The sequence below is a fragment of the Gordonia sp. SMJS1 genome (genome assembly GCF_029866425.1).
Classification (GTDB): domain Bacteria; phylum Actinomycetota; class Actinomycetes; order Mycobacteriales; family Mycobacteriaceae; genus Gordonia; species Gordonia hongkongensis.
Genome location: NZ_CP123381.1, coordinates 1922687 through 1949237 on the forward strand (window position 1 = coordinate 1922687; position 26551 = coordinate 1949237).

Annotated in this window: 27 protein-coding genes and 1 pseudogene; 14 read left to right on the plus strand and 14 right to left on the minus strand. The window is 69.8% G+C overall.

Translation table 11 applies throughout. The features are described from left to right. Positions 1 to 185: 185 nt before the first annotated feature. The 3 genes from QAD21_RS08800 to QAD21_RS08810 are packed head-to-tail and all read right to left on the minus strand — an operon-like array spanning position 186 to position 3068. Complete coding sequence (locus tag QAD21_RS08800) at positions 186 to 1724, minus strand: condensation domain-containing protein (RefSeq protein ID WP_055475053.1); 1539 nt, start codon at positions 1722 to 1724, stop codon at positions 186 to 188. Further along, positions 1721 to 2158: a SufE family protein gene (locus QAD21_RS08805; RefSeq protein ID WP_055475052.1), complete on the minus strand. Its 438-nt coding sequence runs from the start codon at positions 2156 to 2158 to the stop codon at positions 1721 to 1723. Before QAD21_RS08805 ends, QAD21_RS08800 begins: the two co-directional genes overlap by 4 nt. Positions 2159 to 2171: 13 nt before the next feature. After that, a complete protein-coding gene (locus QAD21_RS08810; RefSeq protein ID WP_055475116.1) occupies positions 2172 to 3068 on the minus strand; it encodes a sulfurtransferase in 897 nt (298 codons plus the stop codon). Positions 3069 to 3220: 152 nt separating this feature from the next. Between QAD21_RS08810 and QAD21_RS08815 the strand changes: the two genes are divergently transcribed. Next, positions 3221 to 4204 (plus strand): metalloprotease, encoded by a 984-nt coding sequence (locus QAD21_RS08815; RefSeq protein ID WP_231632652.1) that lies wholly within the window; start codon positions 3221 to 3223, stop codon positions 4202 to 4204. 25 nt (positions 4205 to 4229) lie between these two features. Here QAD21_RS08815 and QAD21_RS08820 read toward each other — a convergent pair whose 3' ends face one another. From QAD21_RS08820 to QAD21_RS08830, 3 genes are read right to left on the minus strand one after another with little or no spacing between them, the layout of a single operon-like run. After that, the gene (locus tag QAD21_RS08820; protein ID WP_055475051.1) at positions 4230 to 4898 is read right to left on the minus strand and encodes a Maf family nucleotide pyrophosphatase; all 669 of its coding nucleotides are present in this window, start codon (positions 4896 to 4898) and stop codon (positions 4230 to 4232) included. A 2-nt stretch (positions 4899 to 4900) separates the two neighbouring features. Continuing rightward, a complete protein-coding gene (locus QAD21_RS08825; protein ID WP_171011626.1) occupies positions 4901 to 5119 on the minus strand; it encodes an acyl-CoA carboxylase subunit epsilon in 219 nt (72 codons plus the stop codon). A gap of 32 nt (positions 5120 to 5151) precedes the next feature. Further along, on the minus strand, positions 5152 to 6780 hold the full coding sequence (locus QAD21_RS08830) for an acyl-CoA carboxylase subunit beta (RefSeq protein WP_055475049.1): 1629 nt from the start codon (positions 6778 to 6780) through the stop codon (positions 5152 to 5154). 158 nt (positions 6781 to 6938) lie between these two features. Between QAD21_RS08830 and QAD21_RS08835 the strand changes: the two genes are divergently transcribed. Continuing rightward, positions 6939 to 7730 (plus strand): biotin--[acetyl-CoA-carboxylase] ligase, encoded by a 792-nt coding sequence (locus tag QAD21_RS08835; protein WP_055475048.1) that lies wholly within the window; start codon positions 6939 to 6941, stop codon positions 7728 to 7730. Between the two features lie 35 nt (positions 7731 to 7765). Here QAD21_RS08835 and QAD21_RS08840 read toward each other — a convergent pair whose 3' ends face one another. After that, the gene (locus QAD21_RS08840) at positions 7766 to 8386 is read right to left on the minus strand and encodes a hypothetical protein (protein WP_055475047.1); all 621 of its coding nucleotides are present in this window, start codon (positions 8384 to 8386) and stop codon (positions 7766 to 7768) included. Between the two features lie 144 nt (positions 8387 to 8530). On the opposite strand from QAD21_RS08840, the gene QAD21_RS08845 reads away from it, so the two are divergent. Genes QAD21_RS08845 through QAD21_RS08855 form a run of 3 tightly spaced genes read left to right on the plus strand, consistent with a single transcriptional unit; the run spans position 8531 to position 11227 of the window. Further along, on the plus strand, positions 8531 to 9151 hold the full coding sequence (locus QAD21_RS08845) for a PH domain-containing protein (RefSeq protein ID WP_055475046.1): 621 nt from the start codon (positions 8531 to 8533) through the stop codon (positions 9149 to 9151). Beyond that, positions 9148 to 9822, plus strand: coding sequence for a response regulator transcription factor (locus QAD21_RS08850; RefSeq protein WP_004572230.1), 675 nt, complete (start codon positions 9148 to 9150; stop codon positions 9820 to 9822). The genes QAD21_RS08845 and QAD21_RS08850 overlap by 4 nt, the downstream gene beginning before the upstream one ends. A 7-nt stretch (positions 9823 to 9829) precedes the next feature. Continuing rightward, complete coding sequence (locus tag QAD21_RS08855; protein ID WP_055475045.1) at positions 9830 to 11227, plus strand: HAMP domain-containing sensor histidine kinase; 1398 nt, start codon at positions 9830 to 9832, stop codon at positions 11225 to 11227. Here QAD21_RS08855 and QAD21_RS08860 read toward each other — a convergent pair. Next, positions 11199 to 11759 (minus strand): GtrA family protein, encoded by a 561-nt coding sequence (locus QAD21_RS08860; protein WP_197282748.1) that lies wholly within the window; start codon positions 11757 to 11759, stop codon positions 11199 to 11201. The two genes, QAD21_RS08855 and QAD21_RS08860, sit on opposite strands and share 29 nt — an antisense overlap. Positions 11760 to 11836: 77 nt before the next feature. Between QAD21_RS08860 and QAD21_RS08865 the strand changes: the two genes are divergently transcribed. Further along, positions 11837 to 13138, plus strand: a complete 1302-nt coding sequence (locus QAD21_RS08865; RefSeq protein WP_055475044.1) for a 5-(carboxyamino)imidazole ribonucleotide synthase — start codon at positions 11837 to 11839, stop codon at positions 13136 to 13138. Next, the gene (gene purE / locus QAD21_RS08870) at positions 13135 to 13647 is read left to right on the plus strand and encodes a 5-(carboxyamino)imidazole ribonucleotide mutase (protein WP_055475043.1); all 513 of its coding nucleotides are present in this window, start codon (positions 13135 to 13137) and stop codon (positions 13645 to 13647) included. The genes QAD21_RS08865 and purE overlap by 4 nt, the downstream gene beginning before the upstream one ends. Positions 13648 to 13659: 12 nt before the next feature. On the opposite strand, the gene QAD21_RS08875 is transcribed toward purE, so the two are convergent. The 4 genes and pseudogenes from QAD21_RS08875 to QAD21_RS08890 all read right to left on the minus strand — a co-directional run bounded on the left by QAD21_RS08875 (position 13660) and on the right by QAD21_RS08890 (position 17739). Then, a complete protein-coding gene (locus QAD21_RS08875) occupies positions 13660 to 14490 on the minus strand; it encodes a dienelactone hydrolase family protein (protein WP_055475042.1) in 831 nt (276 codons plus the stop codon). A 4-nt stretch (positions 14491 to 14494) separates the two neighbouring features. After that, the gene (locus QAD21_RS08880) at positions 14495 to 14869 is read right to left on the minus strand and encodes a nitroreductase family deazaflavin-dependent oxidoreductase (protein WP_055475041.1); all 375 of its coding nucleotides are present in this window, start codon (positions 14867 to 14869) and stop codon (positions 14495 to 14497) included. Positions 14870 to 14907: 38 nt separating this feature from the next. Beyond that, a complete protein-coding gene (locus tag QAD21_RS08885; protein WP_055475040.1) occupies positions 14908 to 15624 on the minus strand; it encodes a TIGR03089 family protein in 717 nt (238 codons plus the stop codon). Then, positions 15612 to 17739, minus strand: a pseudogene (locus tag QAD21_RS08890) (LCP family protein). Before QAD21_RS08890 ends, QAD21_RS08885 begins: the two are co-directional and overlap by 13 nt. Before the next feature lie 230 nt (positions 17740 to 17969). On the opposite strand from QAD21_RS08890, the gene rfbD reads away from it, so the two are divergent. From rfbD to QAD21_RS08905, 3 genes are read left to right on the plus strand one after another with little or no spacing between them, the layout of a single operon-like run. Beyond that, the gene (rfbD, locus tag QAD21_RS08895) at positions 17970 to 18920 is read left to right on the plus strand and encodes a dTDP-4-dehydrorhamnose reductase (RefSeq protein ID WP_055475038.1); all 951 of its coding nucleotides are present in this window, start codon (positions 17970 to 17972) and stop codon (positions 18918 to 18920) included. Between the two features lie 5 nt (positions 18921 to 18925). Beyond that, positions 18926 to 19804 (plus strand): glycosyltransferase family 2 protein, encoded by an 879-nt coding sequence (locus tag QAD21_RS08900; RefSeq protein WP_171011636.1) that lies wholly within the window; start codon positions 18926 to 18928, stop codon positions 19802 to 19804. Between the two features lie 44 nt (positions 19805 to 19848). Next, the gene (locus QAD21_RS08905) at positions 19849 to 20982 is read left to right on the plus strand and encodes an NDP-sugar synthase (RefSeq protein ID WP_055475036.1); all 1134 of its coding nucleotides are present in this window, start codon (positions 19849 to 19851) and stop codon (positions 20980 to 20982) included. 20 nt (positions 20983 to 21002) lie between these two features. Here the strand turns inward: QAD21_RS08905 and QAD21_RS08910 are convergent, their stop codons facing one another. Beyond that, positions 21003 to 21650 (minus strand): O-methyltransferase, encoded by a 648-nt coding sequence (locus QAD21_RS08910; protein WP_055475035.1) that lies wholly within the window; start codon positions 21648 to 21650, stop codon positions 21003 to 21005. 292 nt (positions 21651 to 21942) lie between these two features. Between QAD21_RS08910 and sigE the strand changes: the two genes are divergently transcribed. From sigE to tatB, 4 genes are all read left to right on the plus strand, one after another. Beyond that, complete coding sequence (gene sigE / locus QAD21_RS08915) at positions 21943 to 22563, plus strand: RNA polymerase sigma factor SigE (RefSeq protein WP_055475034.1); 621 nt, start codon at positions 21943 to 21945, stop codon at positions 22561 to 22563. A gap of 233 nt (positions 22564 to 22796) precedes the next feature. Then, entirely contained in the window at positions 22797 to 23327 is a 531-nt protein-coding gene (locus QAD21_RS08920) for a hypothetical protein (protein WP_055475033.1), read from the plus strand. Continuing rightward, positions 23324 to 24844, plus strand: coding sequence for a trypsin-like peptidase domain-containing protein (locus tag QAD21_RS08925; protein ID WP_055475032.1), 1521 nt, complete (start codon positions 23324 to 23326; stop codon positions 24842 to 24844). The genes QAD21_RS08920 and QAD21_RS08925 overlap by 4 nt, the downstream gene beginning before the upstream one ends. A gap of 31 nt (positions 24845 to 24875) precedes the next feature. Next, positions 24876 to 25355, plus strand: coding sequence for a Sec-independent protein translocase protein TatB (tatB, locus tag QAD21_RS08930; RefSeq protein WP_055475031.1), 480 nt, complete (start codon positions 24876 to 24878; stop codon positions 25353 to 25355). A gap of 4 nt (positions 25356 to 25359) precedes the next feature. Here the strand turns inward: tatB and QAD21_RS08935 are convergent, their stop codons facing one another. Then, positions 25360 to 26505, minus strand: coding sequence for an Mrp/NBP35 family ATP-binding protein (locus QAD21_RS08935; protein ID WP_055475030.1), 1146 nt, complete (start codon positions 26503 to 26505; stop codon positions 25360 to 25362). Positions 26506 to 26551 lie beyond the last annotated feature (46 nt).

Here is a 26551-nt window from a genome sequence, read left to right on the forward strand (position 1 = left end):
GTACTCAGGTGCACGACGCGGTAGCGCACGCGACACGTTGGGCGGACGTCGGTCAAGTCTGGCGGCCCGCCGTCACCGGCCGGGATGCGGACGGCGAGGGCGATGCGACACCTTCGCGGTGCAGGTGTCGCGACCTTCCGGGCAATACCCTAGCCCACCGAGCAATCGTTCGGTGGAGCCCTGGGTCACAACGCCGGAGAGAATGTGCTCGCATCACCGAGGCGTCGGACCAGTTCGGCGAAAGCACGCAGGTAGGCGTGGACGGGACCACCTGTCGGGTCGATCGCCCAACCGTCTTCGGAACGGGCCTCGGCGGCGGGAAATGTGACGTTTCCCTCATGTTGTGCACCCGGAGTGTTCGCCGAGGCGGTGACGCCGAGCTCACGCAGCGGCGACTCGCGCGGGAACCGGGCGGAGTACCGCAGTCCCGACGGGGTGCGGTTGATCCAGATGTACACCTCGTCGGGCGAATAGCTGTGACTGCGGAGGACCTTCGCACGCCCCGCGTCGGCGGCCCCGGCGCCCGGTGCATAGCGCGTGTCGATGAACGAGATGACGAACCGCGGGCCACCCTCGTGCCCGATCAGGTCGGCCACCCGCAGGAACGGCAGCGAAGCGCCCTGACGCCCGTGCTTGAGCGCGGCGGTGGATCGGACGACGGCCTGGTCGAACGTCGGGGAGTCGGACATGTCGAGACAGAAGGGAGCGACCCCGACGAACCAGCCGAGGGAGGTCAGCCAGCGGGCGTCGTCGCGCGTGTGCCGCGGCAGCACACAACGGAACTGCCGATCGCCGGTCAGTTCGTGGTGCACCACGGCGAAGGCCGCCAGCACTCCGGCGGTCAGCGTGCCGCCGGCCTCCGAGCAGATCGCGGTGAACCGGTTGGCCGTCGCGTCGTCGGCGACCACACCCCACAGCGACTCCTGGGGGAGTGCCGCGTCCGTGTCGACATCGTCGGGGGTGCGGTGATCGTTGGCCGGGTCAGCCGTGTGCAGGCCGGGCATGTCACCGTTGCCGGCGGCCAGGAACTCCGACCACAGGCCGACGGCCGGATGATCGCGCCCGGTCTGGTCGGCGAGCCGGCGTTCCGCGGCGCTGAAGTCGACATAACTGCCGACCTCGGGCAGATTCGCGCCGCGATGCTCCCGCGCCGCCCGGTACATCGACACCAGCTCCTGCTGGGCCATGATCAGCGAGTACCCGTCGACCAGCGAGTGATCGGCGGCGAAGAGGAGCGTGAACGAGCGTTCGCGTCCGACCGTCGCGAACCGGTAGGCCGGCCAGTGCAGCGGCGCGGTGGCGCGATCGAACGAGCCCGCCAGTTGCTCCACGAGCGGACCCGACTCGGCGTACCAGCCGACCCGGCCCATCTTGAGTTTCACGGTCCCCGGCGCGGTGGTCAGCCGCTGCAGGCCGGAGCCCTTGATCACGACGTGACTACGCAGCACCTCGTGCCGGTCGATCCACTGGGTCAGCACCGACCGGATGGCCGGGATCGACAGCGGCTCGTCGAACTCGATGCTCAACCCGAGCCAGGCCTCACGTCCGCCCTCGCGACGCGTGCGGACCCGGTACTCGAACGCCGCCCGCAGATGCTGCTCGTGATTGTGCGAGGTCAGGCGCGAGTCGTAGTCCCAATTACCCAGTCCGCCCGGCACATACGGCGTCCACTCGACGAGACCGCCGGGCGCGATGGGTTCGTCGCGGATCTGGATGAACTTCATGCCCCGGGCGTGTCGGGCACCTGGGCGCGAACCTGCGCCTTGATGCGGCCCAGCATGCCCGCCATACCCCGCAGGCGCAGCGGACTCACGGCGCTGCCGAGTCCCAGGTCGTAATAGAAATCCGATGGCACGTCGAGGATTTCGCGCGCCGACGCGGTGTCGAGTCCCTGATGAAGGATGGCGGCGAAACCGCGGGTCGTCGGCGCCTCGCGCGGAGCGCTGAAATACAGCCGCACCGACGACGGGTCGGCGGCGTCGACGGACAGGAAGACCGGCGACTGGCACTCGGGTACCGGTTCCATCGCATCCTGCTCGAGATGCGCCGGTATGTCCGGCAATTCGCCGGCGAACTCGAGCAGGAGCGTGACCTTGTCGGAGTCGTCGAGTGCGCCGAAGTCGTCGACGATCTCGGCCAGGGCTGGAGGCAGACTCATCGTGCGGTCGGGTTCACTCGGTGCCGGGAACGGCGCCCGGCTCCTCGCCGACGGCGATCGGCACGCGCACCGCGTTGCCCCACTCGGTCCACGATCCGTCGTAGTTGCGGACCGCGGTGTGCCCCAGCAGATGTGTCAGCACGAACCAGGTGTGGCTCGACCGCTCACCGATGCGGCAGTAGGCGATCGTGGGCGTCTTCGGGTCGAGCCCGGCGTAGATCTCGTCGAGTTCGGCGCGGCTGCGGAAACGGCCGTCGGGGGCAGCGGACTTCGCCCACGGGATCGAGATGGCGGTCGGGATGTGCCCGCCGCGCAGCGCGCCCTCCTCCGGGTAGTCCGGCATGTGCGTGCGCTCGCCGGTGTACTCCTGCGGGGAACGGACGTCGACGAGGGGCTCGGTGCCCAGGGCCTCCAGGACCTGCGGCGCGAACGCGCGGATCTTGGCGTCGTCGCGCTCGACCACCGGGTAGTCCGACCGCGGGTAATCGGGGACGTCGAAGGAGGTGTCACGGTCCTCGGCCATCCAGGCGTCGCGGCCACCGTCGAGCAGGCGGACGTCCTCGTGGCCGAACAAGGTGAAGACCCACAGCGCGTAGGCGGCCCACCAGTTGCTCTTGTCGCCGTAGATCACGACAGTGTCGTCGCGTTCGATTCCCTTGCTGCGCATCAGTTCCGCGAACTGCTCGCCGTTGATGTAGTCGCGCGTGACCGGGTCGTTGAGATGAAGGTGCCAGTCGATCTTCTGAGCGGTCGGGATGTGGCCGATGTCGTAGAGCAGCACATCCTCGTCGGACTCGATGATCTTGAGTCCTTTGGCGCCGAGATGCGCCGACAGCCACTGGGTCGTCACCAGCCGCTCGGGGTGGGCGTAGTCGGCGAAGGCCGGATTCGGGTCGGTGTCAACGCTCACGGTGCTCTCCAGCTCGCTGTTCGGACGTTCCGCGTGGATCACGCGCGGACCATCTGCGGTCCCGCTGATAAAGCGTAGGGCATCGGCCGGAGCGTGCTTCGATCAGACGACAAACCCCAGGTGAAGCGGGTCCCGCCTGCTACGTTCGCCGAATGATCGATCGACGCGGGCCCCTCGCGATGCGGTGGGCGGTCGCTCTGGCCGCCGTGGTGACACTGACCGTCGGAAGCGGATGCGCACTCATCCCGTCCGAGAATTCCGGGGAGTCCCGTCCGTCGTCCGCGTCGACAAGCAGCGCACCGAGTCCGACGCCGTCGCGCTCAACGGACCCGACCGGCGACGCCGACGCGGCGCAGTGCCGGCCCGACGACTGCCCGAAGTTGCCGACGCCGACCGCGGAACTCATGACCAGCGGGGTCACCCCGGCCAACGTGGACACCGCGGTGCCCGACTACCTGACCACGCTCCTCGACGACCTCGACCAGACATGGGGTGGGTGGTTCGACGAACTGGGCTGGGGCGACCCGGCACCGGGACGGGTGCTGATCGAGTCCGGCACCTCCTTCGCCACGGAGTGCATTGCCGGCGACGAGGATTCGAACCCCGTACCGATCCCGTCCGACGAGGCCAACGCGTTCTTCTGTGGAGTGGACACCGAACCGAACGGAGAGGGCACCCCGACCGAGGGCAGCATCGTGCTCCCGGTCGACACCTTCGCGGCCATCTGGGACGGCAACGTCTTCGGGGTGCCATCGCCGATCGTCGGCGACTTCACCGCGGCGATCGTGGTCGCTCACGAATACGGCCACAACGTCGTGTTCCGGATGGCCGAGGCGTTCGACATCCCCGACAGCCGTCTCCCGGCCGGCAAGAACAGCGAGCTCATCGCCGACTGCCTGGCCGCGAACTGGGGTGCAACCGCCTACCAGCGTGATGCGCTCGGCGCGCGGGAGATCCTGCAGGTCGCGACGCTGCTGCCGATCATCGGCGACACCGGCGGCGCGTCCGGACACGGCTCGGCGCGCGAACGTGCGGTGGCGTTGACGGTCGGACTGACCGGCCCGCAGTTCAACCGCCAGGGTCAGCCGGTCGACTGCATCGAGCGGTACTGGCCGGAATTCTTCGAGGTGGAGTAGGGCCACCTCAGGGAGCGGGTCGTCGTCAGTGGCGCCAGAAGTCGGTGACCGAGAGCCCGACGTCGGCCAGGAGGGTGCGGACCAGCGGCAGGCCGATACCGATGACCGACGACGGGTCGCCCTCGATGCGCTCGACCAGCCAGCCACCCAGACCGTCGAGGGTGAATGCGCCGGCCACCTGTAGAGGTTCACCGCTGGCGACATACCGCTCGATGACGTGGTCGTCGGCGGCGGCGAAATGGATCGTGGTGGAGCTCGTCCCGCCGGCGGTCGCGGGCCGGTCGAGGCGGATCAGGTGATGGCCGGTCAGCAGGTCCGCGCTACGACCGCGCATCTCCGACCACTGCGCGACGGCGCGTTCGGGGGTGTGCGGTTTGCCGAGCAGCCGGCCGCCTAGATGGAGCATCGAGTCGCAGCCGATGACGGCCACGGCGCTGCCGGACCCGGCGAGTTCGGCGATCTCCGGAAGTGCCGCAACGGCTTCCGCCTTCGCGCGGGCGAGTTCGGCGACCACCACACCGGCCGGTGTGGAATCGGGGAGCGCGGCGAGGAGCGCATCCTCGTCGACATCCGACACCCGCACGACCGGCTCGACGCCTGCCGCCCGAAGGATGCGGAGCCGGGCAGGGGAGGCCGAACCGAGTACGAAGATCGGGCCGGGAGTACCCGGCCCGATCTCGGATTCGGATGTCATCGTCAGTAACGCAGGTTGGTGAAGCTTCCCGGGCCGCCCCACTGCGGACGCAGCCGGTCGATCGGGTGGCCCCAGTCGTTCCGGGTCTCGGGCTCGGCCGAACCGCCGCCCGAACCGGCACCGGCGAGGACGGTCACCAGCACGGCGAGGTCCTCGTCGGTCGGATTGCCGCCGACGACCGTCAGGAACGGACGCTCGGACTTCGTGGAGTCTTCGCTCACGGAATTCTCGCTCTCGGAACTGACCGCTGGTGTCACAGGGGGATGTTGCCGTGCTTCTTGGGCGGCAGGTTGACCATCTTGCGCTCGAGCAGCTTGAGCGCAGTGGCGATCTGACCGCGGGTGTGGCTCGGCGGGATCACCGCGTCCACGTATCCGCGGGCGGCCGCGACATACGGGTTGACGAGGGTGTCCTCGTACTCCTCCTGCAGCTGCAGACGCAGTGCGTCGACGTCCTCACCCTTGGCGGCCGCGTCCTTGAGCTGGCTGCGGTACACGAACCCGACCGCACCCGAGGCGCCCATGACGGCGATCTGGGCGGTGGGCCACGCCAGGTTCACGTCGGCACCCATGTGCTTGGAGCCCATGACGTCGTACGCGCCGCCGTAGGCCTTCCGGGTGATGACGGTGATCTTGCCGACCGTCGCCTCGCCGTAGGCGTAGAGCAGCTTCGCACCGCGACGGATGATGCCGCGGTACTCCTGATCGGTGCCGGGAAGGAAGCCCGGGACGTCGACCAGGGTGACGATGGGGATGTTGAAGGCGTCGCAGGTGCGCACGAACCGGGCGGCCTTCTCCGAGGCGTCGATGTCGAGGCAGCCGGCGAACTGCGTCGGCTGGTTGGCGACGATGCCGACGCTGCGGCCGTCCACCCGGCCGTAGCCGATGATGATGTTCGTCGCGTACTCGGCCTGCACCTCGAGGAACTCGTCGTCGTCGAGTATGCGACGGATGACCTCGTGCATGTCATAGGGTTGGTTCGGCGAATCCGGGATCAGGGTGTCGAGCTCGAGGTCTTCTTCGGTGAGGGTGTCCTCGATGGAACCGGCGGCCGGCTGCGCGACGGGCAGACGCGGGGCATCGGCGCGGTTGTTGCTCGGCAGGTAGCTCAGGAGTTCCTTGACGTACTCCAGGGCGTCCTCTTCGTCGGAGGCGACGTAGTGCGCGGTGCCCGACTTCGACATGTGCGTGTGGGCGCCGCCGAGCTCCTCCATCGTCACCTCTTCACCGGTGACCGTCTTGATGACGTCCGGACCGGTGATGAACATCTGGCTGGTCTGGTCGACCATGACCACGAAGTCGGTGAGCGCGGGGGAGTACACGTGACCGCCGGCCGCGGCGCCCATGATCAGCGAGATCTGCGGGATGACACCGGAAGCACGCACGTTGCGGTGGAAGATCTCGCCGTAGAGGCCGAGCGAGACCACGCCCTCCTGGATGCGGGCGCCGGCGCCGTCGTTGATGCCGATCAGGGGGCGACCGGTCTTGATCGCGAGGTCCATGACCTTGACGATCTTCTCGCCGTAGACCTCGCCGAGGCTGCCGCCGAAGACCGTCGAATCCTGCGAGAAGACGCAGACCTCGCGACCGTCGATGGTGCCGTAACCCGAGACGACGCCGTCACCGAGCGGGCGGCGCTCGGCGAGTCCGAAGTTGGTGCTGCGGTGCCGGGCGAGGGCGTCGAGTTCGACGAAGGACCCCTCGTCGAGCAGGTGGGTGATCCGTTCCCGCGCGGTGAGCTTGCCCTTGGCGTGGGTCTTCTCGACGGCGGCCTCACCCACCGGATGCTTGGTCTCCTCGAGACGATTGCGCAGATCGGCGAGCTTTCCCGCCGTCGTGTGGATGTCGGGAGCGGCGGCGTCGTCGCGCGAAGCAGTGGTCATGACTGACGATGCTAACTACCCGAGTGTGAGCCACGTCAACCGGATCAACGTGAGATATCCCTCAGGTTTACGAGCGATCGGTCGGTGGGCCGGCGGGTCGACCGTGAAACCGGTGGTATCCGTTCGTGCGGAGGCGGCGGCCAGTAGTTTCGTCAGGTATGAGTCTCGACGCCGATCTGCTCCGCACCCGTCTCACCGGCACCCGCTGGCACCGCATCGAGGTGGTCGAGGCGACCGGTTCGACCAATGCCGACCTCGTCTCGCGCGCCGCCGGCGAATCCGTCGGGGGCGCCGTGCGGATCACCACCGACCAGACCGCCGGACGTGGCCGCCACGCCCGCACCTGGACCGCGCCGGCCGGCACGCAGCTGGCCATGTCGGCCGCGCTCGACGTCGCCGACCACACCGAGGACCTGGGCTGGCTGTCGCTGCTGGCCGGACTCGCCGCCGTGCAGGGTGTCGACGACGCGATGGGGATCCGTCCGACGCTCAAATGGCCGAACGACGTGCTGATCGACGGCAAGAAGGTCGCGGGCATCCTCTCGGAATACACCCGCAGCGAGCATGCCGCAGGTGGCCCGGGAGGCGTGGCGGTGATCGGCACCGGGCTCAACACCACGATGGCGGAGGAGCAGCTGCCGGTCCCGACCGCCACCTCGCTCCGGCTCGCCACCGGCCGCGACGTCCCCCTGACCGAGCTCGCCGCGTCGTACCTGCGGGCGCTCTCCGAGCTGCTCGACCTGTGGCCGCACGACCTGGACGGGCTCGCGGCGCGGTACCGCGACGACAGCGACACCATCGGCCGCCGCGTACGGCTGGTCCTGCCCGGCAATCGTGAGGTCGTCGGCACCGCGACCGGTGTCGACCCCTCCGGCCGGATCGTCGTCGACGCCGACGGTGAGCAGGTGGTGGCCGCCGCGGGCGATGTCACCCACCTGCGGCCGGAGTGACTTCGACTCGGCTCGTCGCTCCGCTCCTCGCCGGCTCAGCCGGCGGGGCGCTGGACGCTCTTGCCGGCCATCGCCGGGATGATCGTCAGCGAAGGCAGACCGATCACCAGATGCACGATCGCGGTCTCGATGCCCACCGAGATCTGGTTGTAGGTCAGGATCGGGATCAGCACGGCCGCCACCAGCAGCAGGCCGACGATCCACCGGTAGAACTGATCGGGTGACGGCGTGACCAGGTGCAGCACGTACCAGAGCGCACCCGCGGCAAGCGCGCACAGGAAGCCGACGACGCCGAACCAGAGCTCGCTGGCGGCGACCGGGTTCCACACGCCGAACTTGCCCGACTCGTTCACCTTCTCCACGAATGCGGAGATGATCCAGGCGACGAGCCATGCCGCGAGACCGGTCACCACGCCGGTCATGACCACACCGCCGGCGAACGTGACGGGATTGATGTCCGGGCCACGACGGGGCTTGGCGGGCTGGCCCGGCCGGCCGTAGGCGCCCTGGCCCCCGTACGGATCTCCCGCATAGGGATCGGCGGCGTACGGATCGCGCGCATAGGGGTCGTTCTGGCTGCTGTAGGCACGCGACTCGGGTGTGTAACCGGACTCGTAGCGCGCGGTCCGCGGGTCGCGGGGATCCTGGTAGCTCATGGCGTTCTCCTCCCCGACCGGTCGTGAAAGCCGATGGTCGGATCTGGTGTCGGTCGGATCTGGTGTCAGGGCCCTGGCATGCTCACGGCACGAGGACGGCGGCGGTCGGCGTGATTGGCAGTCTACTGCGGCACCCGGCCGTTTATGCTGAGCCGCATGGCCTATCCGCGGGAGAACCTGGCGTCGGGGGAACGCGTCGTACTCCATCGGCACCCGCACTGGAAATGCCTGCTCGGGCCGTTCCTGTTGTTCGGGCTCCTCACCGCCGCCGCCGGCGTACTCCTCGGCGTCATCACGTCGTCGGGGTTGCGGTCGACACCGCAGACCGTGCTGCTCATCGCGGTCGCGGCGGTCTGGGCCATCGGCTTCTGCTGGTACTTCGTCCGCCCGCTGATGTCCTGGAAGACAACGCATTTCGTGCTCACCGACCGGCGGGTGATGTTCCGCAACGGAATCATCACCCGGTCGGGCATCGACATCCCGATCCGCCGGATCAACACCGTCGAGTTCCGGCACGGCCTCGTCGACCGGATGCTGCGCACCGGCACGCTGGTCATCGAGTCGGCCTCCGACGAACCGCTGTCCTTCGACGACATCCCGCAGGTGGAGAGGGTGCACGCGCTGCTGTACCACGAGGTGCTCGACGTCCACGACGACGAAGATCATCCGTGGGACGGACACCGGCGCGATTCCCACGACCAGCCCGCCGACGGTCCCGTGCACCCCGGTGACCGGGCGGAGAACCGGGGGGTCCGCGACCGATGACGACCGTGCTGCTCGCCGAGGACGACGCCGCGATCGCCGAACCGCTCGCGCGGGCGCTGTCGCGTGAGGGTTACGGCTGCGAGGTGGTCTCGACCGGGGCGGATGCCCTGGAGAAAGCCCTCGACACCCGCTATGAACTGCTCATCCTCGACCTCGGGCTACCGGTGCTCGACGGTCTGGAGGTGTGCCGGCGGGTACGGGCCCAGCGACCCGCGCTCGCGGTGCTGATGCTGACCGCACGCACCGACGAGGTGGATTTCGTGGTCGGCCTCGACGCCGGCGCCGACGACTACGTCGGCAAGCCGTTCCGCCTGGCCGAGCTGCTGGCGCGGGTGCGTGCCCTCCTGCGGCGTCGCCAGCCCGGCGACGTCGTCCTCGAGGGCGGTGCCCTACGCCTGGACGCGCGGGCACGCCGCGTCCTGGTGAACGGACACGACCTCACCCTGGCCAACCGCGAGTTCGACCTGCTGCGCTTCCTCATGGAACGCGCGGGCGAGGTGGTGACGCGCGAGGAGATCCTCACCGAGGTGTGGGGTTCGGCCGACCTGCGGTCGTCGAAGACCCTGGACATGCACATCTCGTGGCTGCGCCGGAAGATCGGCGACGACCGCCACGACCGTCCCCGCCACATCGTGACCGTGCGCGGCGTCGGATTCCGGTTCGACCCCTAGTCGTCTCATGCGCCGTCGCCTGCTCACGACCATGATCGCCGTCCTGCTGGCGGTCGGTGGGCTGCTGGGCATCCCGCTGAGTGTCGTCGCGTGGTGGTGGGTCGCCGACAACGCGCATCAGGACCTCGACAATCGGCTGAAGGTCATCGCAGACCAGCTGATCCGGCAGGAGGGGGCCGACGGCCGGATCCCGCCGGAGTCCCTCGACCGTGAGGCGTTCCAGCTGCTGCTGCCGCCGAACGGCAGCCTGATCGTCACCTTCCCCGACCTCACCGGCACCCTGCAGCGCACGGTGGTCGGGGCGGACATCAGCGAGCCCCGGCTCTCGGAGTCCATCGCGCTCGGCGCAGCCGGGACGCTGACCCTGTCCATCCCGCGCGACGAGGTGCGCAACGACCAGTTCACCGCCGCCTCGATCGTGGCCGTCATCGTCGTCGCGTCCGTCATCGGCGGCACGCTCGTCGCCGCGGTCACCGCGGGTCGGATCGTCGATCCGCTGACCGATCTCGCCGATCGGGCCGCGACCATGGGCCGGGGCGACTTCCGGACCCAGTGGAAGATGTACGGCATCGCCGAACTCGATCGGGTGTCGCGTGCACTGGCCGACGCGAACGCCGAACTCGCCCTACGCCTCGAGCGCGAGCGAGAGGTCGCCGGTGACGCCTCCCACCAGTTGCGCAGCCGCCTCACCGCGATCCAGCTGCGCCTGGAGGAACTCTCCCTGCACGATGACCCCGCGGTCGTCACCGAGGCCGAGGCCGCCCTCGATCAGATCGAGCGGCTCTCCGCCGAACTCGACGAGCTGGTCGAGGCGTCCCGGGCCGACGAACCCGCGCCCGAGTTCGTCGACGTGTCGGACATGCTGACGACGCTGGTCGGGGATTTCCGGCACGCCTTCGAGGCGAGGGGCCGCGAACTGCTGGCGACCTTCGACGGCGTCCCGCACGCGCTGACCGCGAACCCGGGTCGTCTCCGGGAGGCGGTCAGTGTGCTGGTCGACAACGCCCTGCAGCACGGCCGCGGGACCTGCCGGATCCACGTCGGCACCCTGCCCGCGGGCGATCTGGTGCGCATCACCGTCGCCGACGAGGGTGACGGGGTCGCCGACGAGATCGCCGCACACATCTTCCGTCGGGGTTTCTCGGCCGGGCGACGGCCCGGCGCGGGCCGGAGCGGGGTCGGCCTGTCACTCGCGCGGGCATTGATCGAATCCGACGGTGGCCGACTCGAACTGACCGTCCGGCGACCGCCGGTGTTCGCGATCGTCGTGCCCGCGCGGCTGGTCACCGGACGCGATCAGCTCGGCACCGACCGGGGCGACTCCGAACTCGCCGACGAGATCGACGAGAACTCCGGCCGGTCCCCGCGATCGGGCGTCAGGCGTGACCGAGTTCCTCATCGTTGAGCTCGGCGAGCGAGGGGTGCAGGTCGGTCGATCCGGCGTCCCCGCCGCGCAACTGTTCTTCGGGGAAGGCGAACTTGCGCAGTGCCCAGAACCGGAACGCCATCTGCATGAGGTTGCCGATGATGTAGCCGAGCACGAAGTCGATGACCACGATCTCGGACACGCTCAGGTTGGAGCGCATGTCGAAGATGTTGTTGGCGACGAACAGTGGAGCGGCCTGGAGGATGACGCCGATACCGCTGATGGCGAAGAACAGCATCGCCTCGTGGTGACGTTCGCGGCCGCCGCGGTTCTTGAACGCCCACTCGCGATTGAGGATGTAGCTCAGGATGGTGGCCAGGACGCCGGCAATGACCTTGGCGATGACCGGCTTGGTCTCCAGGACCGTGAGGCTCAGGCTGTAGAAGATGGCGAGGTCGAAGACGAAGGTGGTCCCGCCGACCATCGCGAACTTGATCAGTTCGTGGTGCCGCATCACGAGCCGACGGACCGGCGCTGGGAGGCGGGCGATCATCTCGTCGATCAATGGCACAAGATCCGAGTGTACGAAACGAAACCGCCGGGACACGTGCCGGGCGGTTGTGCGAATGATGCCGCATACATGCCACGATGGTGCGCGTGAATTCACGCGAGCAGGTCGGCGGGGCCGTGTCCCCGTCGTCGCAGGTGCCGCCGGTCCCTGAATCGGGGCGCCCGGGCGGCCGGGCGTCGGGGATGCCGACCGTGACGATGATCGGCGGCGGCCAACTCGCTCGGATGACCCACCAGGCCGCCATCGCCCTGGGCCAGTGCCTGCGGGTACTGGCGGCCTCGGAATCCGATCCGGCCGCCCAGGTGAGCGCCGACATCGTCCTGGGGTCGCACGACGACCTCGACGATCTGCGGCGCGCCGCGTCCGGGTCGGTCGCGGTGACCTTCGACCACGAGGGCGTCCCGCTGGCGCACCTGCAGGCACTCGAAGCCGACGGCGTCGCGGTGCTGCCGCCGTCGAAGGCGCTGCATTTCGCGCAGGACAAGCTCGCCATGCGGGTCCGGCTGGCCGAGCTCGGACTGCCCGTGCCCGACTTCGCCGACCTGTCCGGGGACCGGGCCGCGGCCCGGTCTCGTCTGATCGAGTTCGGCGAGGCCAACGACTGGGCCATCGTCGTCAAGGCGGTCCGCGGCGGTTACGACGGCCGCGGGGTGTGGCTCGTCGACGGCGCGGACGACGCTCTCGCGGTCTTCGACGAGTACCCCGACGACGCACCGGCGCTGCTCGCCGAACAGAAGGTGCCGATGCGACGAGAGTTGTCGGCGATGATCGCGCGGTCGCCGTTCGGTCAGGGTGGGGCGTGGCCGGTGGTCGAGACCATCCAGCGCCACGGGCAGTGCGCGGTCGTCCTGGCACCGGCTCCCGGGCTCGACGACGAGGTCGCCGCGCAGGCACAGCAGATGGCGTTGCGGCTGGCCGACGAGCTCGGTGTGGTCGGTGTGATGGCGATGGAACTCTTCGAGACCGTCGACGGCGAGCTGGTCGTCAACGAGCTGGCGATGCGTCCGCACAACAGCGGGCACTGGACGATGGACGGCGCGGTGACCTCGCAGTTCGAGCAGCACCTGCGCGCCGTCCTCGACTATCCGTTGGGCAGCACGGCACCGAGTGCGCCGGTGACGGTGATGGCCAACATCCTCGGCGCGGCGGACGCACCGGCGATGTCGATGGACGAGCGGCTGCACCACCTCATGGCCCGGATGCCCGAGGCCAAGGTGCATCTCTACGGCAAGGGCGAGCGGCCCGATCGCAAGATCGGGCATGTGAACATCGTCGGGCGCGAAGGGGATTCGCCGGAGTCGGTACGGGAGCGTGCCGAACGCGCGGCCCAGTGGATGTCGCGGGCGACGTGGACCGACGGATGGGATGAACATTCATGAGTGAGACGCACGGCCCGCGGGTGGGCCTGATCATGGGCAGTGATTCGGACTGGCCGACGATGAAGGCGGCCGCCGAGGCCCTCGCCGAGTTCGACGTGCCGTTCCAGGTGGGCGTCGTCTCGGCTCACCGCACACCGCAGCGCATGCTCGACTACGCGGCAGGGGCGGCGGGCCACGGCATCGAGGTGATCATCGCGGGAGCCGGTGGCGCCGCGCATCTTCCGGGCATGGTCGCGTCGGCGACCCCGCTGCCGGTGATCGGGGTACCGGTCCCGTTGCGGCATCTCGACGGACTGGATTCGCTGCTGTCGATCGTGCAGATGCCCGCCGGGGTCCCGGTGGCCACGGTGTCGGTCGGCGGCGCCCGCAACGCCGGGCTGCTCGCGGTCCGCATCCTCGCCGCCGCCGACGCCGACCTGCGCGCCCGGATGGTCGAATTCCAGCAGGGGCTCGAACAGATGGTTCTCGACAAGGACGCGGCACTCCAGCAGGAACTGCTGGGGGAGTAGCACTTCCGCCGATCAGATCGTCGGCTGCAGGCCGAGCTTCGCGGTGAAGAAGTCGATGACCCGATCGTAGGCCTCGCGGGTCGGTTGCCCTGGCTCGTCGCGGAGGTCCTCGGTGAGCACCGAATGTGGCCGCGGCAGCATCGAATCCGGGTTCGCGGACTCGTCGGGTAGCTCGATGCCGATGAAGGCGTCGCCGAGGATCTCCCGGAGATACGCGAATCGGGCTCCCGGCACCAGACGGTCGCCCTGGAAACGCAGACCCATCACCTCGAGGCCGCGTGCGCACCGCGCCTGCACCAGAGCGAGATCCGACTCGCTCACGTCGATGGCCCGCGCGCGTCCCGGCAACACCGCGAACGGCAGTGAGGGCTGGGACAGCACCGGGGCGAGCATCCGCTCGTCGGTGGCCATCGCGAGTGCGAACCCGCCGGTGAAACACATCCCGACGGCACCGACCCCGGGGCCGCCGCACCGGTCGTGTTCGCGGGCGGCCAACGCCCGCAGCCACGACGCGACCGGTGACGTCTTGCCGGTGGCCAGGATCGTGAACTCGCGGGTGATGCAGGCCCGGGCGATGGTGCCGAGCATGTTCGTCGCCGAGCCGACCGCGCCGAGGTTGTCCGGGCGAGGATCACGGCCGTCGACGCCGAACAGCGACGGCAGCACCGCGGTGGCGCCCGCCCCGGCCACCCGGCGCGCGACGTCGGCGACCTTGGGGCTGATCCCCGGCATCTCGGCGATGACGATGACGGCGGGACCACTGCCGAGGCGATGCACCCGGCGGGTGGTCCCGTACAGGGTCACGTCCTCGGCGACGAAGTCGTCGAGCGGGTCGTCGGCCATCAGATCACGCCGCGTGCAGTGTGCCGAGGAGCGCGGAGTCGAAGAGTCGCGCCGGGATGCGGGCACCCTGGGCGATGTCCGGCGAGTCCGACGGCACCACCCGCGGACCGGTCACCCGGTAGTGCCGGTTCTTGCGGATCAGGCCGAAGGTCCCGGCGGCCTGCACGTTTCGGACCCAATCGGTGTGCCGCCCGTACGTGAGGATGATGGTGAGACGATCGCCGTCGACCCACGCCATCACCGGGATGGAGTAGTGCCTGCCGGACTTGCGTCCGACGTGCTCGACCATCGCGTACGGAGCCAGTCTGGGCGCCCATTGTCGCTGGATGGGGTTGGTCACTCGCTTGTTCAGCCGGGCCACCACGCGGGGGATTCGCATGTCCCCACTGTGCCCGATCGGCGGCGTGCCCGCGGGGTTCACGACAGGATCAGGGTGGCCTTTTCCATCTCGGCGATCGCCGCGAGCCGTTCCGGTGAGGCCGCGGAGACGTGGACGAGGCTGCCGCCCGCCAGCAGAGGTGCCAGGAGGTGAGCGATCACCCGGTCGCCGGAGTACCACGGCCGGGTGGACACCACGCGGGCGCCCGGTCCGATTCCCTCGCGCTCAGCCGTCGCCCGGGCGTCGTCGAGCACCTCGCCGATGGGGGCGCCCTCCAGGGTGGCCGATGCAGGGTACCGAGACGAGAACTGATCGCCGTGGACGCGGACGACGCTGCCGTAGTCGCCGACGCCGGGCGGCAGGTCGCGCAGCGGCAGCGCGAACGGATCGAGCGAGGCGACCACGACCTCGTCGACGTCGGGATGGCTGTCCAGGCGATCACGGCTGGTGAACACGATCATCGGGTCTTCGGTGGAGTCGAAGTGCACCTCGGCGCCCGCCCAGAGCGCGCCCAGCAGGATGCCGGCCGTCTGCCAGTGCTCCGGGAGATCGACCGCGACGACATCGCCTTCGGCGACCCCGATCTCGTCGCGTAGGTAGTTCGCGGTCTTGGCCGCCCAGTTGCCGAGGGTCGCCGCCGAGAGCTCGGTGCGCTCACCGGTCGCGTCGTCGTAGTAGGTCAGCAGCGGACGCGAATGATCGGCGACCGCGGCGAAGATCGCGTCGGTGAGAGTGTTCGGAGTCAGTTCACGCACATGGGCCCCTCGTTGCCCGCGGTGATCGGCGGGCGCTTGTTGCCGACGCGCTCGCTCGCCGGCGTGTTGTCGGTCTGGTCGCCGGTGTCGCTGATCGAGCCCGGACCGGCGTAGGTGTTGGTGAGCACCACCTTCAACTGATCGTCGCCGAGGGCGGGATCGGCGACGACCTGGGCGCCGCCGAGATCCTTGGCGAGGAGCCGAGCGGCGTCGCTCTCCTCCTTGGCGTACACGATCGAGTCCTTCGTGTCGGCCTTGCCGCTGGAGGTGGCTCCGACCCGGAAACCCTTGTTGGTCAAGATGTTCGCGACGTTCGAGGCGAGCCCGTCGATGGTGCCGGCGTTGACCACGTCGACCGTGTAGTCGCCGCGCTGGATGCCCTGCGTCTGCTTCGGTGCCAGCAGGTCACCGGTGAAGGCCTGGACCTCGCGCGGGTCCACCTGGACGACGCTCTGCTGACCGTCCTCGCTCCAGCCCTGCTCGGTCACGATCGGGATGGTCGCGAACTTCACCCGGCCGCCGCTGAGATCCTTGAGCTGTTCGGCGAACCGGATGATGTCCCAGTCGTCGTCGATGACCACCGATCGCGACACCGCGTCCTGCAGCTCCGACAGCTTACCCGGATCGGTCAGGGTGTTCGCCGAGATGATCTTCTGCGTCAGCGACGCCATGAACGCCTGCTGACGGGTGATGCGGTCGAGATCGCCGCGGGGGAGGCCGTGGCGCTGGCGCACGAAGCTGAGCGCCTTGGGCCCGTCGAGAGTCTGACGGCCGGCGCGGAACCGCGCGCCCGTGAAGGGATCCCGGACCGCGTCGTTCAGGCAGACGTCGATGCCCCCGGCCGCGTTCGTCAGCAGCACGAACCCCAGCAGGCCCACCTCCGCGTAGTGGTCGACCTGCACGCCGGTCAGGTTGGCGACGGTGTCCACCAACGCCTTCCGGCCAGCCAGGGTGCCCTCGGACTCGGCCTCGCTCTCGGATTTGCCATCGGTGACCGCTTGCGCGCGAACGGTTTCGCGCGTCGTGCCGTAGGCGGCGTTGATCTTGCTCATCCCGACACCGGGTACGTCGACATACGAGTCGCGGGGGATCGAGATCGCGGTCGCCGACGAGCCGTCGTCGGGGATGCGGATCAGCAGGATGGTGTCGGTGTTGGTCGCCACCTCGTCGCCCGACCGCAGGAGTCGGAGTTCCTCCGGCGACAGCGGATTGCCCTTGGCGTCGGTCCGCGAATCGGTGCCCACGAGGAGGATGTCGACGGCCCCGTCTTCGGCGCCACCGCCGAGATCGAGTCCGCCGAGCTGGGTGATGCGGGTCTGCAGATCCGACATCGTGTTCCAGGCGTATCCGGTGCACAACAGCACCGCCACCGAGGCGACCGCGATGAGCGCACGACCCCAGCCGCCCCGGGGTCCGGGCACCTTTGCGTCGGCTGTCCGCCGGCGGCTTCGACGGTGGTTCCGGTGTCGACGACGTCGCCGCCGTGCGTCGGTCGCCGGACTTCGGTCCGGTCTGCTTCGGTCCGGCCGATTTCGGTCCAATCTGCTTGGGTCCGGTCTGCTTGGGTCCGGTCGGCTTCGGGTCGGTGGACTGACGTGCGGTCGGCTTCCGCGGGCTCGTCTTGGGGTCGCCCGGCTTCTGCTCGGACGTCCGCTTAGCGGCCGGGGCCGGGCGGGTGTGGATCTCGCCGGAGGTGCGTCGGACGGGCCGCGGCTCGCCGGGGCGGCGCTGCCGGGTAGGGGTGGGTTCCACGGCTTCTGGCGTGGCTCGTCGACCGCCGGGGGCGCGACGTTCGGAGTTGCGGGTGTCGGCGGCCGGCCGACGCCGGGGGTCGCGGGGGTCGCGTGGATCGGCAGCTCGACGTCGCGGGTCCGGCGGGGGCTGGCGTCGCGCTCGGGGTGGAGGATTGCCCGGTTCACCGGGGAGCGGTGCCGCGCGCCGCGGGGATTCGCGTCCATCTGGTCCACCGTCGTACGGGGGCCGGGCCGGGCGCCTGCGCGCACCGGGCTCCGGGGCGCGCCGATCGCCGGGCATCGGCTGACGCCCGTCGGGACCCGGCCGTGCCGGACGGCGCGGCTGCGCGCGCCGACGCGGGCCGTCGGATGGTGAATCCACTGGTGAGCGGTCCCTTTCGAGGTCGGCACATCGGGTCCGGGGTCGACGCGGCGAGCGTTACGCCTGAGGATGTCGATGCTGATGTGCAAGGCGGGTCGGCTGTTGTGTGCTGTCGCCAGGCTACTGAAGTGATTCGCGAATTCGAGAACGCAACGCCGGTCGTGTGAGTAGCCGTCGTCACGTGTTCCGGCGAGCGCGTCGTCGCGTGGGTACCGCCGGACTCCGGCACGATGGTGCTCATGCGTGTGACGCCGAGCAACCCCACCGTGTACATCGTCGGCGCCGGCGGGCAGCTGGGGACTGCCCTGCAAGCACGGTCGAGCGAGGTTCCCGACGTCGTCGTGCGGCCGCTCACCTCAGCCGACGTCGACATCGCCGACCCGACCTCGGTGGCCGCCGCACTGGGCGACCTCGGCCCCGACGACATCGTGGTGAACTGCGCGGCCTACACCGACGTCGACGGAGCCGAGGCCGACTCGGAAGGCTCGCGGCGGGTCAACACCACCGGGCCCGAGGTGCTCGCGCGCCGGACCGCCGACGCCGGCGCGTGGTTCGTGCACGTGTCGACCGACTACGTGTTCCCCGGGGGCGCCGCGGAGGGTTCCCGGCCGGTCGAGCGGAACGGATACGAACCCGACGACGTGAGCGGAACGCCCGCGACCGTGTACGGCCGCACCAAGCTCGACGGCGAACGCGCCGCGCTGTCGGCGGACCCGCGGGCCACCGTCGTGCGGACGGCATGGGTCTACACCGGCGGACCCGACAGCCGCGACTTCGTCGGCACGATGCGGCGGCTCGAACAGTCACGGGAGACGGTGTCGGTCGTCGACGACCAACTCGGGTCCCCGACCTACTCGTACGACCTCGCCGACGGGCTCTGGGAACTCGTCGTCGCGGGCCCCCGCGACGAGGTCTGTGGCGCGGTTCTGCATGCGACGAACTCGGGCACCGCCACCTGGTTCGACGTCGCCCGCGGGGTCTTCGAAGAGGTCGGGGCGCAGCCCGACCGGGTCCTGCCCACGACGACCGCCGAGTTCCCGCGCCCGGCCCCGCGGCCGGCGTTCTCGGTGCTCTCCGGCCACTCCTGGGAGGCCGCCGGTCTCACCCCGCTCCGGCCGTGGCGACCCGCGCTGCACGCGGCGATCGCCGCGTCGGACGCCGACCCCGGTTCGTTACCCTGAGCGGCGTGCCAGTTCAGCCAGCCGTGGTGACGGTGACCTATTTCTCCGGCGATCACCTCGTGACCTTCCTGCGCAGCCTCGACGCCGTCACCGACGTCATGCCGCAGGTCATCATCGCCGACAACGGGTCCGACGACGGCGCGCCCGAACGGGCCGAGCAGGAGTACGACACGGTCAGGCTGGTCCGCACCGGCGGCAACATCGGCTACGGCGGTGCCATGAACCGCGGTGTCGCCGAACTCGACCCGGATGTCGAGTTCGTGCTCATCTCCAATCCGGATGTCGAATGGAAGCCCGGTGCCATCGACGAGCTGATGGCCGCCGCCCAGCGCTGGCCGCGAGCGGGTTCGCTCGGCCCGCTCATCCGCGAACCGGACGGCTCGATCTACCCCTCGGCGCGGCGCGTTCCCGACCTCGTGTCGGGCACCGGACACGCGATCCTCGGCACGGTGTGGAAGTCCAATCCGTGGACTGCGGCCTACCGCGCGGACGACGAGACACCGTCGGAACGTCCGGTGGGGTGGCTGTCGGGCTCCTGCCTGCTCGTGCGGCGCGAGGCCTTCGACGCCATCGGCGGCTTCGACGCCCGCTACTTCATGTACATGGAGGACGTCGATCTCGGCGACCGCCTCGGCAAGGCCGGGTGGCAGAACGTCTATGTGCCGAGCGCGGAGGTCGTGCACACCAAGGGGCACAGCGCCGGCCGGCATCCGGAGAAGATGCTGCCCGCCCACCACCGCAGTGCCTACCGGTTCCAGGCCGACCGCAATCCGGGACCGTGGCGGGCGCCGCTGCGCCTGGCGTTGCGCATCGGCCTGGAGGTCCGATCCCGGCTCGCCGTGCGCGCGGCGCGACGCGCGTCGGCGAGCGAGAACTCCCGATGAATGCTGAAGTGAACACCAGTCACCTCGAGGAAGGACCCGATCCAGTGGACAACTACACCGTGCGTGAGTCGGTGGAAAGACCGTCCGTGGGGGGATCGGACAACATCAGGGAGGACGTCGAGGCCGTCGTCCTCGTCGGCGGGAAGGGAACCCGCCTGCGCCCACTCACCCTGTCGGCGCCGAAACCGATGCTGCCCACCGCCGGGCTGCCGTTCCTGACCCATCTGCTGTCCCGTATCCGGGCGGCCGGTATCCGCGACATCGTGCTCAGCACCTCGTTCAAGGCCGAGGTCTTCAGCGAGTACTACGGCGACGGTTCGAAGCTGGGCCTGCGCATGCGCTATGTCACCGAAGACGAGCCGCTGGGCACCGGCGGCGGTATCCGCAACGTCCTCGACGAACTGACCGCGAGCACGATCGTGGTGTTCAACGGCGACGTCCTCGGTGGCACCGATGTCGGCGACGTCATCGACAGTCACCGCGCCGCCGACGCCGACGTCACCATCCACCTCGTGCGGGTCAGCGACCCACGCGCGTTCGGCTGCGTCCCGACCGACGCCGACGGCCGGGTCACCGCGTTCCTGGAGAAGACCCAGGACCCGCCGACCGACCAGATCAATGCCGGCACCTATGTGTTCAAGCGCGAGGTCATCGAATCCATCCCGGCCGGCCTGCCGGTGTCGGTCGAGCGCGAGGTGTTCCCCCGGCTGCTCGCCGAGGGCAGTCACGTCCACGCACACGTCGATCACGCGTACTGGCGGGACATGGGTACGCCCGAGGACTTCGTCCGCGGCTCGGCCGACCTCGTCCGCGGGATCGCGCCGTCGCCCGCCCTGGGGGACCGTCGCGGCGAGTCCCTCGTGCACGAAGGCGCGGGAGTGGGCCCGGGTGCCCTTCTGATCGGCGGCACGGTGGTCGGCCGTGGCGCCGAGGTCGGCCCGCGCGCCCGTCTCGACGGCGCGGTCGTCTTCGACGGCGCCGTGATCGAGGCCGGCGCGGTCGTGGAACGGTCGATCATCGGCTTCGGTGCCCGCATCGGGCCGCGTGCGCTGGTCCGGGACACGGTCATCGGCGACGGTGCTGACATCGGCGCCCGTTGCGAGTTGCTGCGCGGCGCCCGGGTGTGGCCGGGAATCGAGATCCCCGACAACGGGATTCGATTCTCGACGGACGTCTAGTCCAGCAGGAGCGCGGCCGACTAGCGGATCTTCGCGGCGGCGAGCACGCCGGGCCCGAGCGGGATGACCACGGGAAGCAGCTGCTCGTCGTCGGCGATCAGCAGGGCCGCCTCGCGGGCCGCCGCCGTCGGCGGTTCGGTGCGGGCCGGGTCGCCGACCGTTCCGTGCGCGGTCGCGTTGTGGACGACCACGACACCTCCCGGTCGCAACATCCGGACGGCCTCACGCACGAACCGGGGCAGGTCCAGCAGTGGTCCGTCCACGAAGACCAGGTCATAGGACGCGTCGGACAACCGCGGCAGCACCTCGACCGGCGTGCCGTTGATCAGCCGGGTGCGGCCCGGGGCGATGTCGGCGCCGGCGAACGACGCCCGTGCGGCCCGGTGATGTTCGGGCTCGGGATCGATCGTGGTCAGCACGCCGTCGGCCGACATGCCGTTGAGCAGCCAGAGGCCGCTCACCCCGGTGCCGGTCCCGATCTCCACGACGGCGCGCGCATCGGCCGCGCGGGCCAGCAGAGCCAGTAGCGCGCCGACCGCCGGGCTGACCGGTGTCGCGCCAAGCTCCTCGGCGCGAGCGCGGGCGGCGATGACGGCGTCGTCCTCGACGATGGCCGACTCGGCGTAGGCGATCAGGTCGGGGCGTGTGGACGGCGTTGACTCGGTCACGCGTCGAGGTTAGTCCGGCCCCGCGGCGGAACCCGACCCGGCGCGCCAGACCTGGGCGAATCCGCTCGCGGCGAGACCGACGATGCATCCTCAGGCAACACTCAGGCGCCTCATACGGCGGCCACACTCCGATAGGAGAGGGTGAGAGCTGTTCCGGTTGGGACAGGTCCCGGGAGGTCGGTGAGAACTTCCTGGCAGCTCGGGAATACCCAGCCGGAATCATCCGTTCGTCTTCGGTGAGTGCTTGGGTCACCGGGTGCGTGTTTCACGAGAGAGGAACCGACCACCGACCATGACCGATCCCCGCGATCCCGCCGACGCCGTGCCCGCCGTTCCGGCGGGCACCGCAGGTTTCGACGCCACCGGCGACGAACTGCTCATGCCGTCCTGGGACGACCTGGTCCGCGAACACGCCGACCGCGTCTACCGTCTGGCCTACCGTCTGTCGGGGAATCAGCACGACGCCGAGGACCTCACGCAGGAGACCTTCATCCGGGTCTTCCGCTCGTTGTCGAACTACCGTCCCGGCACCTTCGAGGGCTGGTTGCACCGCATCACCACCAACCTGTTCCTCGACATGGTCCGTCGCCGCAGCAAGATCCGGATGGAAGCCCTGCCCGAGGAGTACGACCGGGTGCCGGCCGACACCCCGGATCCGCAGCAGGTCTTCGACGCGACGAACCTCGACCCCGACCTGCAGCGCGCCCTGGACTCGCTGGCTCCCGACTTCCGCGCGGCCGTGGTGCTGTGTGACATCGAGGGCCTGTCCTACGAGGAGATCTCCGCCACCCTCGGTGTCAAGCTGGGTACCGTCCGCAGCCGCATCCATCGCGGTCGGCAGAGCATCCGCGACGCACTCGCGGCCCAGGGCCACACCAGCAGCCGTTCGGTCGCGCTCGGCTCGCACGCCTGAGGTCGCTGCCGGGAACCCTGCTCCGCCGAGCATCGTTGCGAGTCTCGGATACGCTGAGACGTTGCCTGTGTCACGGGACACGATGCGATCGGAGTCCGTAGCCCGCGGACGCCACGCGTTCGGGGGACGGCATCGGATGCCGCCGGTCGGTACCGTGGCAGACAGCAGCAGAGCCCAGTGGCAACACAGGATTCATCGTGCGGCGGTTTCGTCGTGGAGAGGGGTGAACGACGATGATGGACGGCGATCGCGGGCGTCCGACCGGAAGCGGCGGTGTCGAACCGCCGACTCCCAACCTTCGTCGCCGGCGGTCCTCCTGGACCCCAGCCAGGTGGAATACGAACACCTGGAGTCCGGCTCCCTCGTCGTTCCTGCCCAACCGCGGCTACCGCGCGCCGGGTACGGCCGGCGGACGCGGCTTCGCACCCACCGAGCACCTGGCCCCCGAGGCGGTTGCCGCCTTCGTCGACGGCGAGCTCGGGATGTCGGCGCATGCGCGGGCCGCTCATCATCTGGCGCTGTGCCCCGAGTGCGTCACCGCGGTCGAGGCGCAGTCGTTGGCCCGCACCCGACTCCGCGAGTCCGGCCGCGTGTCGATCCCGGACTCCCTCCTCGGTCAGCTCTCCCAGATCCCCACGCGTGAGATCGATCTGAGCTCCGAGCCACCCCGCCCGGCAGGGTTCGGGCCGACGGTGTCGCCCGATGCGCCGACCGACGGCATCCCCGCGGCCCGCGGCCGCGCCTTCCGTCGCCGGGGCCGGTGACCGTGGCCCCCGACGCCGATTCTCCCGATACCGGTGACGCACAGTTCGCGCGGCGCGCCGAACCGCCCGAGTCACAACGTCTGACGCCGTCGCGGACCCGACACTGGCCCGTGTCGCCGTCGACCGCGCAGGTGTTCGGCCGCCCGTCGGGTGTGCGCGGCTCGTTCGCCACCTCGGATGGCGACAAGCGGCCGCCCGAGCCGCAGATCGCACCTCCGGACCCGGTGCTCGCCGAGGCCTTCGGCCGGCCGGCCGGATCGAGCGACACCCTGCAGCGGGATCCGCTCGCGACCTACGGCCACACCGAGCAGCCGCAGGCGCCGGAGGACCCGTGGCGCGACCCGGAGAGCCCGGCGCGGCTGGACGCACCCGCGCTGGCATCCGCATCGTCGGACATCCCGACCGAGACCGGCCCCAAGCTCGGTGTCCGCGACATCCTGCTCGGCAATCGCCTGAGCTGGGTCGCCCTTGCCACGCTCGCGGTGATCGCGTTGCTGATCGGGCTCGTCGGCGGGCTGATGGGCCGGTACACCGCGGAGGTGGCCGCGCCGCTCACCAGTGACACGGTCGAGTTGTCCACCGAGGACACCGGCGGCGACGCCGGACCGCGGTCGTCCGTGGCGGAGGTGGCCCGGGCGGTGGAGAAGTCGGTCGTCGCCATCGACGTCCGCGCGGCGGGCGCCTACGCCACCGGGTCGGGATTCGTCATCGACAAAGAGGGTTACATCCTCACCAACAACCACGTCATCTCGATGGCCGCGAACGACAAGAGCGCCAAACTGGAGGTCGTGTTCTTCGACCGTCAGCGGGTCCCGGCGCGCATCGTCGGTCGCGATCCCAAGACCGATCTCGCCGTGTTGAAGGTCGACAATGTCGAGAACCCGACGGTCTCGGTGCTCGGTAGCTCGGGCGACCTGCAGATCGGCGAAGAGGTGGTCGCCTTCGGATCTCCATTGGGGCTCAACCGAACCGTGACCAGCGGCATCGTCAGCGCGACCGACCGAGCCGTGGCGCTGACGCCCGACGCAGAGTCCGACACCGACGCGGTGATCGACGCGATCCAGACCGATGCCGCGATCAACCCGGGCAACTCGGGCGGTCCGCTGGTCAACGGCGAAGCCCAGGTGGTCGGCATCAACACCGCCGGGCGCCTCGGCGCCGGGGGCGGCAACATCGGTCTCGGATTCGCGATTCCCATCGACGAGGCCAAGCCCATCGCGGAGGCGCTGATCCGCGACGGCCGCGTGAACCACCCGCAGATCGGCGTCAACGCCAGTTCGGTGCGCAACGAGCGCGTGCTGGGCGCACAGGTCCGCAACGTCGTCGCCGGCAGCCCCGCCGAACGCGCGGGCATCCGGGAGAACGACGTGATCACCTCGTTCAACAATCGCCCGATCGAGAGCGCCGACGAGCTGAACGTCGCGATCCGAACCGCCAGCATCGGCGAGTCGGTCCCGTTCCAGTACTGGCGGGCGGGTCGCACGTTCAGCGGTACCATCACTCCGGCGAGCGACTAACCACACCACCGCACAGGTCAGGACGAGGCACATGTTCAGCAGCATCGGATGGGGCGAGATAGCGATCCTGGTGGTCGCGGCACTCGTCATCCTCGGCCCCGAACGTCTCCCCGGTGCCGTCTCCTGGACGATGCAGTCGGCCAAGAAGGTCCGTGATTACGCGACCGGTGCGAGCAATCAGCTGAAGGACGAGCTGGGTTCCGAATTCGACGACCTGCGCAAGCCGCTCGCCGACCTCAACGAACTGCGGGGCATGACGCCGCGGTCGATCGTCACGAAACACCTTCTCGACGGCGATGATTCACTGTTCCGGCTGAACGAGAGCGCCACCACGGTCGACCGGAAGGCCACCCCGGCGGCGCCGGAGATCAAGCCCGTGTCGGCGCCCCTGTCGTTCGAGAAGCAGGAGAGCGGGAATCAGGACTCCGCCGGCCCGGCGGGATCCGCGGCGTCGGACCGCCGGTCGCGGTCGGGGTCGCGTCCCGCCGCGGCCGACTGGGACGCGACCTGACCGGTCAGGAATTCCGGATGGTGTCGAGTCCCAGACTCATACCCGCCAGGCCGCGCTTACGCGCCGCGAGCTTGCCCGCGATGGCGCGCAGGGCGGAACCGGACGCCGATTCGGGTGCCGACAGCACCACCGGGACACCGGCGTCGCCGCCTTCGCGTAAGGCCGTCTCGAGCGGTACCTGACCCAGCAGGTCGACCTGGGCGCCCACCGCGCGCGTGAGGCGTTGCGCCACCTGCTCGCCGCCGCCGGACCCGAACGGTTCCATGCGGCTGCCGTCGGGCAGTTCCAGCCACGACATGTTCTCGACGACGCCGAGGATCTTCTGCCGGGTCTGCAGCGCGATGGCCCCGGCGCGCTCGGCGACCTCGGCCGCGGCCTGCTGGGGTGTCGTCACCACCAGGATCTCCGCGCCCGGGATGAGCTGCGCGATCGAGATCGCGACGTCACCGGTGCCCGGCGGGAGGTCGAGGAGCAAGACGTCGAGATCGCCCCAGTAGACGTCCGCGAGGAACTGCTGCAGGGCTCGGTGCAGCATGGGACCGCGCCAGGTCACCGGCGTGTTGCCGTCGGTGAACTGTCCGATCGAGATGAAGCGGACGCCGTGGTTGCTGGGCGGCATGATCATGCGCTCGACCTGCGTGGGTTTGGCGTCGCTCCCGAGCATGCGGGGGACCGAGTGGCCGTAGATGTCGGCGTCGAGAACGCCGACGGTGAGCCCGCGTTCGGCGAGCGCCGTGGCGAGGTTGACGGTCACGCTCGACTTGCCGACGCCGCCCTTACCCGACGCGACGGCGTAGACGCGGGTCAGTGAGCCGGGCTGGGCGAACGGGATGACCGGCTCGGCCTTGTCCCCGCGGAGCTTCTTGCGCAGCTCGGTGCGCTGCTCGTCGTCCATGACGTCGAGTTCGACGCGGATCGCGCCGACGCCCGGGACGTCGGCGACGGCCGTTTCCACGCGCTGCGAGATCTCGGTGCGCATCGGGCACCCCGATGTCGTGAGGTACACCCCGACATCGACGCTCGCGTCGTCGTTGATCGTGACCGACTTGACCATCCCGATGTCGGTGATGGGCTTGCCGATCTCGGGATCCTTGACCTTGCCCAGAGCGGCGCGAACTGCCGATTCCGTGGGCGCGACTCCTGTTGTCATCTGGCCCAGACTACCGGCGGCGCCGACGGTTCCGGGCGCAGGTCCT

Coding starts and splice junctions, on each gene's coding strand:
- QAD21_RS08800 (WP_055475053.1), bottom strand. CDS start 1,724: ATGAAGTTCATCCAGATCCGCGACGAACCCATCGCGCCCGGCGGTCTC.
- QAD21_RS08805 (WP_055475052.1), bottom strand. CDS start 2,158: ATGAGTCTGCCTCCAGCCCTGGCCGAGATCGTCGACGACTTCGGCGCA.
- QAD21_RS08815 (WP_231632652.1), top strand. CDS start 3,221: ATGATCGATCGACGCGGGCCCCTCGCGATGCGGTGGGCGGTCGCTCTG.
- QAD21_RS08820 (WP_055475051.1), bottom strand. CDS start 4,898: ATGACATCCGAATCCGAGATCGGGCCGGGTACTCCCGGCCCGATCTTC.
- QAD21_RS08830 (WP_055475049.1), bottom strand. CDS start 6,780: ATGACCACTGCTTCGCGCGACGACGCCGCCGCTCCCGACATCCACACG.
- QAD21_RS08835 (WP_055475048.1), top strand. CDS start 6,939: ATGAGTCTCGACGCCGATCTGCTCCGCACCCGTCTCACCGGCACCCGC.
- QAD21_RS08840 (WP_055475047.1), bottom strand. CDS start 8,386: ATGAGCTACCAGGATCCCCGCGACCCGCGGACCGCGCGCTACGAGTCC.
- QAD21_RS08845 (WP_055475046.1), top strand. CDS start 8,531: ATGCTGAGCCGCATGGCCTATCCGCGGGAGAACCTGGCGTCGGGGGAA.
- QAD21_RS08850 (WP_004572230.1), top strand. CDS start 9,148: ATGACGACCGTGCTGCTCGCCGAGGACGACGCCGCGATCGCCGAACCG.
- QAD21_RS08855 (WP_055475045.1), top strand. CDS start 9,830: ATGCGCCGTCGCCTGCTCACGACCATGATCGCCGTCCTGCTGGCGGTC.
- QAD21_RS08865 (WP_055475044.1), top strand. CDS start 11,837: ATGGTGCGCGTGAATTCACGCGAGCAGGTCGGCGGGGCCGTGTCCCCG.
- purE (WP_055475043.1), top strand. CDS start 13,135: ATGAGTGAGACGCACGGCCCGCGGGTGGGCCTGATCATGGGCAGTGAT.
- QAD21_RS08875 (WP_055475042.1), bottom strand. CDS start 14,490: ATGGCCGACGACCCGCTCGACGACTTCGTCGCCGAGGACGTGACCCTG.
- QAD21_RS08880 (WP_055475041.1), bottom strand. CDS start 14,869: ATGCGAATCCCCCGCGTGGTGGCCCGGCTGAACAAGCGAGTGACCAAC.
- rfbD (WP_055475038.1), top strand. CDS start 17,970: ATGGTGCTCATGCGTGTGACGCCGAGCAACCCCACCGTGTACATCGTC.
- sigE (WP_055475034.1), top strand. CDS start 21,943: ATGACCGATCCCCGCGATCCCGCCGACGCCGTGCCCGCCGTTCCGGCG.
- QAD21_RS08920 (WP_055475033.1), top strand. CDS start 22,797: ATGATGGACGGCGATCGCGGGCGTCCGACCGGAAGCGGCGGTGTCGAA.
- tatB (WP_055475031.1), top strand. CDS start 24,876: ATGTTCAGCAGCATCGGATGGGGCGAGATAGCGATCCTGGTGGTCGCG.
- QAD21_RS08935 (WP_055475030.1), bottom strand. CDS start 26,505: ATGACAACAGGAGTCGCGCCCACGGAATCGGCAGTTCGCGCCGCTCTG.